8 protein-coding genes and 1 pseudogene are annotated in these 10030 nt (G+C 62.6%); 3 read left to right on the plus strand and 6 right to left on the minus strand.

From position 1 onward, the window contains the following. Positions 1-236 (minus strand): annotated as a pseudogene (locus B9Z01_RS28730) (sugar ABC transporter permease); the annotation flags it as partial. A 105-nt stretch (positions 237-341) separates the two neighbouring features. Next, on the minus strand, positions 342-1673 hold the full coding sequence (locus B9Z01_RS28735; RefSeq protein ID WP_085488956.1) for an ABC transporter substrate-binding protein: 1332 nt from the start codon (positions 1671-1673) through the stop codon (positions 342-344). 489 nt (positions 1674-2162) lie between these two features. Here B9Z01_RS28735 and B9Z01_RS28740 point away from each other — a divergent pair, with 489 nt between their 5' ends. The 3 genes from B9Z01_RS28740 to B9Z01_RS28750 all read left to right on the plus strand — a co-directional run bounded on the left by B9Z01_RS28740 (position 2163) and on the right by B9Z01_RS28750 (position 5306). After that, positions 2163-3155 carry a LacI family DNA-binding transcriptional regulator gene (locus B9Z01_RS28740; RefSeq protein ID WP_085488957.1) on the plus strand — a complete coding sequence of 331 codons (993 nt, stop codon included), beginning with the start codon at positions 2163-2165 and terminating at the stop codon, positions 3153-3155. Positions 3156-3279: 124 nt separating this feature from the next. Then, complete coding sequence (xylB, locus tag B9Z01_RS28745; protein WP_208626306.1) at positions 3280-4791, plus strand: xylulokinase; 1512 nt, start codon at positions 3280-3282, stop codon at positions 4789-4791. A gap of 86 nt (positions 4792-4877) precedes the next feature. Then, a complete protein-coding gene (locus B9Z01_RS28750; protein ID WP_085488959.1) occupies positions 4878-5306 on the plus strand; it encodes a hypothetical protein in 429 nt (142 codons plus the stop codon). A 287-nt stretch (positions 5307-5593) separates the two neighbouring features. Here B9Z01_RS28750 and B9Z01_RS28755 read toward each other — a convergent pair whose 3' ends face one another. The 4 genes from B9Z01_RS28755 to B9Z01_RS28770 form a co-directional block, all read right to left on the minus strand. Beyond that, a complete protein-coding gene (locus B9Z01_RS28755) occupies positions 5594-7678 on the minus strand; it encodes a phosphocholine-specific phospholipase C (protein WP_085488960.1) in 2085 nt (694 codons plus the stop codon). 12 nt (positions 7679-7690) lie between these two features. Further along, positions 7691-8269, minus strand: a complete 579-nt coding sequence (locus B9Z01_RS28760) for a cytochrome b (protein WP_085488961.1) — start codon at positions 8267-8269, stop codon at positions 7691-7693. Positions 8270-8428: 159 nt separating this feature from the next. Next, positions 8429-8833, minus strand: coding sequence for a nuclear transport factor 2 family protein (locus B9Z01_RS28765; RefSeq protein WP_085488962.1), 405 nt, complete (start codon positions 8831-8833; stop codon positions 8429-8431). Positions 8834-8970: 137 nt separating this feature from the next. Beyond that, complete coding sequence (locus B9Z01_RS28770) at positions 8971-9732, minus strand: SDR family oxidoreductase (RefSeq protein ID WP_085488963.1); 762 nt, start codon at positions 9730-9732, stop codon at positions 8971-8973. Positions 9733-10030 lie beyond the last annotated feature (298 nt).

Here is a 10030-nt window from a genome sequence, read left to right on the forward strand (position 1 = left end):
AGATAGCGGTAATTGTCGAAGCCGGCGAAGCCGCGCAGATCCGGATTCAGCAGGTTGTAGTGCGAGAACGAAAACCAGATCGTCATCGCGAGTGGAATCGCCATCCACAGCACGAGCACCGCGATGGACGGCGACACGAGCCAGCTCGCGCCGCGCGCGCGGCGCGGCGTGCCCGGCGGCGGCGAGGCGTCGCCGGCCAGCGGCGTTTGGTTCACGGGAAGACGCAGGTGACGCATGATCGGAGTCCCTCCGGTTTGAATCGCGGGCGCGGGCCGCTCTCCGGCCTTGCCTGCCCGGTGCGCCGTGCGCGTCGACGCTAGGCGCGCACGGCGCGCGTCGCATTACTTCTGGTAGCCGGCCTGACGCACCGCGCGGTCGGCGGCGGCTTGCCCGGCCTTGAGCGCCTGGTCGACCGACATCTGGCCTGCCAGTGCGCCGGCGATGCTTTGCCCGACGACGGTGCCGAACGACTGGAACTCGGGAATCGCGACGAACTGCACGCCCGTATACGGAACCTTCTTCAGCGACGGATCGTTCGGGTTGGCCGTCTCGATCGCCTTCAGCACGAAGGACGAGAACGGCGCGGCTTTCTGGTACTCGGGGCTGGCGTAGGTCGATTCGCGCGTGCCCGGCGGCACCGATGCCCAGCCTTCGTCCTTCGCGACCAGCCGGATATAGTCTTTCGACGTCGCCCATTCGACGAACTTCTTTGCTGCATCGGGGGATTTCGATGTCTTGGGCACGGCGAGCGACCACGCCCACAGCCAGTGCGAACCCTTCGGCGTGACCGCGACCGGCGCGGCGGCGAAGCCGACCTTGTCGGCGATTTGCGACTGCTGCTTGTTGTAGAGCATCCCGGCCGCCACCGTCGCGTCGATCCACATCGCGCATTTGCCGGACGACATCAGCGTCAGGTTCTCGTTGAAACCGTTCGAGCTTGCTCCCGGCGGCCCGTCTTTCTTCAGCAGATCGACGTAGAAGCCGATCGCCTTGTGCCATTCGGGCGTGTCGATCTGCGCGTGCCAGCTCTCGTCGAACCAGCGTCCGCCAAAAGTATTGACCAGCGTCGTCACGTAACCCATGTTCTCGCCCCAGCCGGCCTTGCCGCGCAGGCAGATGCCGTACAGACCATGCGCCGGATCGTTCAGCTTGCCGGCGAATTCCGCGATCTGGTCGTAGGTCGGCTGGTCGGGCATCTTGAGTCCCTTCGCCGCGAACAGATCCTTCCGGTAGAACGTCATCGAGCTTTCGACATAGAACGGCAACGCGTAGAGCGTGCCGTTGTACGACAGACCGTCACGCGCCGTCTTGACCACGTCGTCGACGTCGTAGGAGGACGGAAGATTCGTCATCGGCGCGAGCCAGCCGCGCTTGCCCCACTGTGGCGTCTCGAAGGCGCCGATCGTGACCACGTCGAATTGCCCGCTGCCGGTCGTGATGTCGGTCGTCGCGCGCTGGCGCAGCACGTTCTCCTCGAGGATCACCCAGTTCAGCTTGATGTCGGGGTTCGCCTTCTCGAACTCCGGCGATAGTTTCTTCAGTTCGAGCATGTCCGGGTTGTTCAGGGTGGCGATCGTGATCGCGCCTGCCGCTCGAGCAGTGCCGGCCGTACAGGTGAGGACGGCGATCGCCGCGGGAATCAGCGCGCGCCGCAGTCGGGTGAGATAGGGCATGGGCGTCTCCTGGATGTTTCAGTACGTGTTGTGATGGATTTGTGCCGACGCAATACCTTCCCGGAGTGAAAGGCGATCTAGATGACCTAGGCGGTGGCGGGCCGGGATGCAGATTGGCCGCGGCACAGCGCAAGCTGTCGATCCGGAAATGGACGCTTGTTGCTTGGCCATCGCATCATGACTAAACGAAAGCGCTTGCGCAAGCGCTTTCGTATGCCTCGGACATAGGTGTTTACGACGAAATGGTTTTGCATCAATAATCAAAAGAAAGCGCTTGCGCAAGCGCTTTCCTATCATCTAGTATTGCTCTGCATGAGTGGCCAGACAAGCAGCAAGGCGGGCGCTCGAGCCTCGCCGGTCGCGGCGAAGCGACCGCCGGAGCGACCGGCACGAAGGGTGGCCCGTTCGCAGGGTTCGCGCCCTTGATAGACTTGGCGCTGATAATCATCAATCCCTTGAAGTGCGGAAGGAGCAGGAAAATTGGCCACGATGGAAGACGTTGCGCGGGCTGCGAACGTGTCGATGTCAACGGTTTCGCACGTGTTGAACGGCACGCGAAAAGTCAGCCCTGCTACGGTACAGGCGGTCAGGGACGCAATCCAGGCGACGGGCTATGTACCCAATACCCTGGCGCAGGCATTGGCGGGCGGGACCACCCGGACGATCGGCGTGGCGATATCGGCGTTGACCAATCATTACTTCACGGAGACTGTCAGGGCGATCGAAGCGCAATGCGCACATCGCGGCCTGATGATGTTCCTGGCGGATACGCACGACGATCCGGATCAGGAGCTTCGGGTCGTTCAGGCGCTTCATCAGAGGCGCGTCGACGGAATCGTGCTCGCGGCGACTTCCGGAGGCGACCGGCGCTCGCTCGATTACTTGCGGGCGAACGCGATTCCATCGGTGCTGGTCGATCGGATCGTGCCGGGCGAATTCGACCAGGTGGGCGTGGAAAATGTCCTGTCGTGCATGCAACTGGTATCCCATGTGATAGAGCATGGGCATCGCCGAATCGGCTTCGTTTCGGGCGCACCGGGCATTCCGACCTCCGTCGAACGGCTGGACGGGTATCGGGCAGCGTTGCGTCATGCAGGAATACCGTTCGACGCCGACCTCGTTCGTTGCGGCGAGTCCGGCAGCGAGCCCGCGCGCCGCGCCGTGCATGAACTGCTTGCGATAGAGAATGGTCCGAGCGCGATCGTTGCGGCGAACAACCTGATGATGATCGGCGCGATGCACGCGTTACGGGACGCGAAGATCGACGTGCCCGGCCGGATGGCCCTCGTCGGATTCGACGACTTCGATTGGGCGGACTTTTTCATACCGAGGCTGACCGTTGTTGCACAGCCGCTGGAGGAAATCGGCGCGCGGGCGGTCGACCTTCTCGTGACGCGGATCGCGCGTCCGGATGGTCCGTACGAAATAGCGCGGCTTCAGCCTACGCTGCGGATCCGGAATTCATGCGGCTGTACCGGATGACGCGGTAGCCGGATCGTCGGCTGCGCCGGCAGAAGAAGCGATGACGGCTTCGCCTGCCGTGCGCAGCTATCGGACAGGAACGGAATGTGCACGCTGGAAGGGCGATAAATTGATTAGTGATCCTATTTCATTGGGAGTCGATCTCGGCACGTCCGAGCTCAAGGCATTGATGCTGGACGAAGCCGGCGCGATCGTCGGGTCCGCGGCCGTGCCGATACCCACGTCGCATCCGCGCAAGGACTGGTCCGAGCAGGATCCCAGGGATTGGTGGAACGCGTGCGTGACAGCGCTGGACACGTTGCGGCGCAACGATCCCGCGGCCTATGCCCGCATCACCTGCATCGGCTTGTCCGGGCAGATGCACGGTGCGGTCCTCGTCGATGCCCGCAATGAATGCCTGCGTCCCGCCATTTTATGGAACGACGGTCGCTCATCGAACGAGGCGGCATTGCTTGCGGAAAGCTTCAGTGCCGATCTCGCGGCGCTCGGCTGCTTGCCGATGGCGGGCCTCACCGCGCCGAAACTGCTGTGGCTGAAGAGTCATGAGCCGGACGTGCACGGCGCGATCGATTGCGTCATGTCGCCGAAAGATTATCTGCGGCTGAGGCTCACGGGCCGGCGTTTGACCGACATGTCGGATGCGGCCGGCACGCTCTGGCTCGACGTGCGGCAGCGCGAGTGGTTCGAACCGATGATCGCGGCGACGGGACTCCGGCGCGAGCAGTTGCCGGAGTTGATCGAGGGGACGGCCGCGGGGGGCACCCTTCTCGCGAGCATTGCAGACCAACTGCATTTAGGAAGGACGGTCGTCGTGGCGGGCGGTGCGGGCGACAATCCTGCATCCTCGATCGGGATCGGCGCCTGCGTGCCGGGCCGATCGTTCGTGACGCTCGGTACCAGCGCAGCAGTCGTGACGACGACCGATCGGCCGCTCGCCGGGATTGCCCACGGGGTGCACGGCTTCTGTCACGCGATACCCGGCCGCTGGTATGCAATGGGCGCGATCCTGTCGGGCGCCAGTTGCCTCAAGTGGGCGGCGAAGCTGCTTGCGGCGGGACGCGAGCCGGATCTGCTGGCGTCGCTATCCGCCGAGATTCCGGGCGACGGGGCAGTGCCGGTGGATGCGCCGATCTTCCTACCGTATCTCGCGGGAGAGCGCACGCCACACAACGACCCGCAACTGCGAGGCGGATTTCTGGGCCTGGCGCTCGACACCTCGGCGTCGTCGCTCGGCTATGCCGTGCTGGAGGGTGTCGCGTTTGCGTTGCGGGATGCGCTGGCGTCGATAGAAGCATCGGGTGTGGCCGTCGGGTCGTGCTCGCTGGTCGGCGGCGGCGCACGAAGCGGCTATTGGGCGCAGTTGCTGGCAGATGTGCTCGGGCGGGAGTTGCATACGCTGATCGGCAGCGAATTCGCTGCGGGAATCGGGGCGGCCCGGCTCGGGTTTGCCGCATACGGCATCGATTCTCAGCAACTCGCCCGGGCATTGCCCGTGAAGGACACGTATTCGCCGCAGGTGTCGCGCACCGGTACGTTGGAGGAACGCTATTGCGCTTTCCGGTCGCTCGTTCCGGCGGCGCAGTCGCTGGGGCGCGTCCGGCATGCAGCGGCCGTTCGTGCCGCCGAGGCGCGATAGCTTTCGATACCGAGGAGGAGACGATGGGCAGACCCGTGTCGCGCCGGGGGAAAACGGGCGGGAAGGGCGCGGTCCGGTGGCCCAGGATGTTTCTGCTTCCGATGCCGGGCGAGCGCGTCCGGCATCTGTCGCTCGGCGGGCACCTCGCGCTCGAGGCGACGCTGCGCGAAGAAGGCAATCGTCACCTGCTCAACGAACTGACGAGAATTCTCTATTTCACGTTCTATCTCGAGAGCGAAGCGGGCGGCATCCAGGAGCCCGCGCTTTATCTGTGCGCCGAAGCGGCACTCGATCGGGCCGTGCTCCGTGCAACCGAGACCGGAATCTGGCGTGTCGAGCGGGACGAGGCGGACGCAATCGAGCCGATCTTGCGCAAATATGACGAGCAGATCGAATCCGTGTCGACGCGTCGCTATCTCGAAGCGGAAATGCGGATCACGAAGCTGATCGGGCGCGACCACACAGTTTCACCGTTGAAGAAGCAGCTGGAAGCGGCGGGCGGTGAAACCGGGTAATGGCCGAGTGGATTTCGGGCTCCATAATCAGCAGTTTGTCGCTCGCATTGGCGTCCTGGGTGGAGGGATCGACGATCATGATGAGGTTCCTGGAAATCCATTAGGTATGCGAAGGGGACTTCGGCTGGATGTTCGTCCGGGGTTTCGTCCGGGTAGCGCTTGTCCGATAGCGCAGGGCCGCTTGCCTGCTAGTGCATGGAGGTGATGGGAGGTGTCGACGGAGCATTTCTCCAACAGCTTGAGGAACGAGCGGGTTCACGCAGAAGAGACAGTTGCCCCAATGACACCTATGCGGCAGCCGGATCGCTGACGAGGTCGTGTCCGTTTTCGAGGCGTCCCGCGAAGCGACGCAGAAACGCTGACTGGGTATCGACCGTCACGCTGAAGTCGTACCAGTTGCCACTTGCGGATACGGGCCAGCTCTTGCTGACGTTGCCGCCCGCTGGCACGAAAAATATCCACTGGCTTTTACCGGTGCGATAGGCATTCGATCTGACCGTAAACCGGCACCCGACACGCCCCGAATTCCGCATGGTCACGCAGATCGCATTATTCGCGACGTCATAGCTCACCCCGATTTCCGGCTCGGCCGTCTTCAGCCTAGGCTTTCTGGCGAAATCGCCGCGAAAGGTCCGCAGGAAGCCATTCGCGCCATGAAGTGCGATCCAATACTTCGTGCCGTTGAGCTGAGATCGTGTCCAGCTATCGGAGAGTTGCGTGCCGGGATCGAGCGCATATCGGCGCGGTGAGCGGGTGCCTGTTGCGAGGTCGTAAGCGGAAAACGCCGCCCCCGTTTTTCCGCTGTTGATAAGCAAAAGCGAGAACGTGCCATTCACCGCATCCACGCCCGCATTCGCGTGAAACTCATAGGGCAACGCTCGCGAAGGCCGGGTGCCGGGCTCCTGTTTCGGCATGGACTGGACCGTTGGAACCATCGGTGCCGGCAGTGAACTGCATTGCTGATCGGCACTCGCAACATAGGCGCTCGTATCCGGTAACGCAGGCCAGCTTGAATCCGGATTATTGAAGTTGAACGCCGACGTCAGATCGCCGCAAATCGCGCGGCGCCACGCGCTGATGTTCCGGCAATGAAGCCGGAACCGTCGTTCGATAAACCGGATGATCGACGTGTGATCGAACACTTCGGAACAGACGTAACCCCCTCTCGACCACGGCGATATCACCGTCATGGGTACACGAAATCCAAGCCCGATCGGCAGACCGTTATAGAGTTCACCCGTCGTCGCGACCGTGGTCTTGCCCTCGGCGTCATTGCCAGGCGGCGTGGGCGGTGGTGCGTGATCGAAAAAGCCGCCTTGCTCGTCGTAGTTCAGAAGGAACACGGTCCGCGACCAGACCTCGGGGTTTGACGCCAGGGCGGCCAGCAGCCTTGCGCTCAGGTCCTCTCCCGCTTGCGGGTGATAGTTCGCATGCTCGGACAGCGCCGTCGGCGCGATTATCCACGAGACCTGTGGTAGCTTGCCCGACGCCACATCCGCGGCGAAGGCCTGCGCGATGTCGTTGACCGTTGCCATGCCCTTGCGGTAAAGCGCGCTCGTCGGCACGGCCGACTTGAAGCTATGAAATAGCGCCAGGGCATTGTCGTCGAAATTGTCGGTCTGCTGATAGACACGCCAACTCACGCCGGCCGTCTCGAGCATTTCGGCGACTGTTTGCCACTTGAACCCCTGAGTCGGCTCCGCATTGTCCAGCGACGGGTCGAAGCCCGCGGAAAGCCCGCTGCTGCCGCTGAACAGGTGCAACCTGTTCGGGTTGGTCTGCGTGAACGTCGACGCATAGTACTGGTCGCAAATCGTGAAGGCGTCGGCGAGCGCGTAGTAGAACCGCAGATCGTCGCGTGAAAAATAACTCATTCCGAGTCCCGGCTGGCGCGCCGTATTCCACGCGTTGCAGAGCCCCTTGTTCCACATCGCAATGTCGGTTAGATAGCTCATCGAGGGCGCTTTCGCGCAGGTCGCGCTGGTGGTCGCCGTGCTCGTATGGAATGGCAGGATGTAGTGCGTGCCCGCCGGCTGCTTCCACACCGGGTCGCCGTTGGGCAACCTGATTGCCATCCGGTCGTTGAAGCCTCGCACGCCGCGAAGCTTGCCGAAGTAGTGGTCGAACGAGCGGTTCTCCTGCGTGAAGATCACGATATGCTGGACGTCGTCGATCGTGCCGGTCGTGGTTTTTGCCGGAATCGCCAGCGCTTCGCGGACCCAGGCCGGAAGCAGTGCCGCCGCCGTCGATGCGCCAAGAGAACTTGCCGTCATGCGCAGGAAATTACGGCGCGGCCTGGCGGGGCCGCTGCTGCTTTCCCCAACCGGACAGGCTGGCTCGTCTGGCAACTTCCGGCGACGTCCGCTATTCATGGCACCACCCGGTCAGCGATTGTGCGTCGAGTCCCGCGACGATCCAGCGTTGGGCAGCATCCGCTGCAATACGTGATCCTTCAGAACGAAATGATGGAACAACGCGGCGATGACGTGCAGGACGATCAGCGAAAATAGCACCCACGCAAGGATGCCGTGCACATCGCCCATTGCGTGGCCGAAAGGCGATCCTGTCCTGCTCAACGATGGATACGGCACGACGCCTGCGAGGCGAACCGTCCAGCCTCGCGAGGATGCGTTGATCCAGCCAAGGAGTGGAACGAGCAGCAGGCAGATATAGAGAAGAAAATGAGTGATGCCTGAGACGACGCCGAGCAACGGCGGCAACGCCTCGTCTGGCGCGGGCCGATGAGTCAGCCGCCAGACGACCCTGAGCACCATCACCGCTATCAGTGCCGCACCGACGCCAAGATGCCAGGCAATCAGCCCGACGGGCTGTGTGTCCTTGTGGACACCTGGCATCGTCCAGCCGATCACGAACTGTGCTGCGATCAACAGGACCGTCAACCAGTGCAGGGTACGCGCCACGATGCCATAGGCCGGCGCCCTCGATTCGTATTGTTTAACCACTCCGATTCCCCGCCTTGCCCTGGGTAACCAGGATCGACCAGGCACATGGCCCGCAATTTTTCAACCGATGCTATGGATCGAGCATCGCCCAAGCTCTTTCAGCCTAGCGGCATTACCTTAAGGAAATCTGACGTCACGGATCCAGTGTGAAATCCAGCGTCACCGCTCACCCGGAAACGTGTCGCCGAACATCGGGTGGCCTCCGGCCGATTCGCTGCGAGTCGGTTCGTCCTGCAGCACGTCCCAGTGCTCGACGAGCTTGCCATCTTCGATTCGCAGGATGTCCACGGCGATCAGGGCAGCGGGAGTGGCCGAACTGGTGTACCGGCTGTGCAGCCAGACAAAGTCGTCTTTGGCGACCACCATGTCGTACTCGAAGCGCACGTCGCCGAGCGAGCGGACGAGACCGAACAGCCCGTCGCGTCCGGCCGGAACATGCCGGCTATGCTGGACGTAGGATTCGGACCAGAACTGCGCGGCCTTGCCATAGTCTTTCCTGTTGAACAGCGTGTCGAGCGCATCGAGAACGAGCGCGGTGTTCTTTTCTTCAAGTGTCGTGGTCATGGTGGAACTCCGTGATTCATGAAGTCGGGAATCCCAGGCGTTTGCCGCTGCTCAGGAAGAGGCCGGCGGAAACGGCGCTGGGAGTTACCTCGACAGGCTTGCCGCATGCAGAGCCGCGAGTCGTGTTTGTGCCGCCCTCATGCGCCGGGGATCGGATTGTCGGCGACGAACTGGTTGAACTGATCGACGAACGCGTGTTCGTTGGGTCCCGCGTTGTCGCGCATGGGCTTCGCCGCTTCGACGACGATTTCCGTGGTTGCGCTTTCGAGCAGCGTCATCGTCTCGGCGATGAACGCATCGAGAGGCATGGCGCGCGGGTCGCCGCTCTTGTGAACGAGATCCGTATCGACCCACGGCGGCGCGATCTCTAGCACGCGCACGCTCGTATTGTGCAGCACGAAACGTTGCGACAGCGTGTACGAATGAATCGCGGCCTTGGTGGCGGAGTAAAGCGCGGTCGCCGCGAGCGGTACGTATGCGAGCACCGAACTGTTGTTGACGATGCAGGCCTCGGGCTGGCGCTTCAGATGCTCGACGAAGGCGGCGCTCACGCGTACGGGGCCGAGCAGGTTCGTGTCGACGAGACGCACGGCCTGCTCGTCGTCGAGCGGGCCGCCGGCATCGTCGAACGGCATGATGCCCGCGTTGTTTATCACGACGTTCAATGCCGGGTAGCGTTCGATCAATTGCGCGGCGACAGCGCGAATCTGGGCGGCATCGCCGATATCGAGTTCGACCGTATCGATGCCGGGATTCTGCCTCGCGATTTCATCGAGCAATGCCTGGCGCCGTCCTGCAACGATGACCCTGTTGCCGCGCTTGTGGAACGCTTCGGCGAGCCCTCGGCCGATGCCTGAAGTGCCGCCGGTGATGAACACCGTATTTCCGCTGAGTTTCATGATATGTGCTCCTGGCCGGGAGAGACCGGGTGAAGGTTTGAAGTGAGCAGCGCACCGCGATGGGCCGGCTTTGGCCTTCGATGCGAGCGTCTTTAACCCACGGATTCGAATGTGCAACGGTAGACATGCCGTTCAGTGCACTGCGTTCTCACTGACACGAACAATGGTGGAATTGTGGTCTGCGCGGGCGAGCCGATAAATCCCGGAATCACTTCAACAGTGTTTTCCGGGAAAAGAACAATGCACGGATTGCCGCCGGAACACGGTAGCACGCAAAGCAATGGACGTTTCAGGCACG

Source organism: Paraburkholderia susongensis, assembly GCF_900177725.1.
Lineage (GTDB): Bacteria > Pseudomonadota > Gammaproteobacteria > Burkholderiales > Burkholderiaceae > Paraburkholderia > Paraburkholderia susongensis.

Coding starts and splice junctions, on each gene's coding strand:
- B9Z01_RS28735 (WP_085488956.1), bottom strand. CDS start 1,673: ATGCCCTATCTCACCCGACTGCGGCGCGCGCTGATTCCCGCGGCGATC.
- B9Z01_RS28740 (WP_085488957.1), top strand. CDS start 2,163: ATGGAAGACGTTGCGCGGGCTGCGAACGTGTCGATGTCAACGGTTTCG.
- B9Z01_RS28750 (WP_085488959.1), top strand. CDS start 4,878: ATGTTTCTGCTTCCGATGCCGGGCGAGCGCGTCCGGCATCTGTCGCTC.
- B9Z01_RS28755 (WP_085488960.1), bottom strand. CDS start 7,678: ATGAATAGCGGACGTCGCCGGAAGTTGCCAGACGAGCCAGCCTGTCCG.
- B9Z01_RS28765 (WP_085488962.1), bottom strand. CDS start 8,833: ATGACCACGACACTTGAAGAAAAGAACACCGCGCTCGTTCTCGATGCG.
- B9Z01_RS28770 (WP_085488963.1), bottom strand. CDS start 9,732: ATGAAACTCAGCGGAAATACGGTGTTCATCACCGGCGGCACTTCAGGC.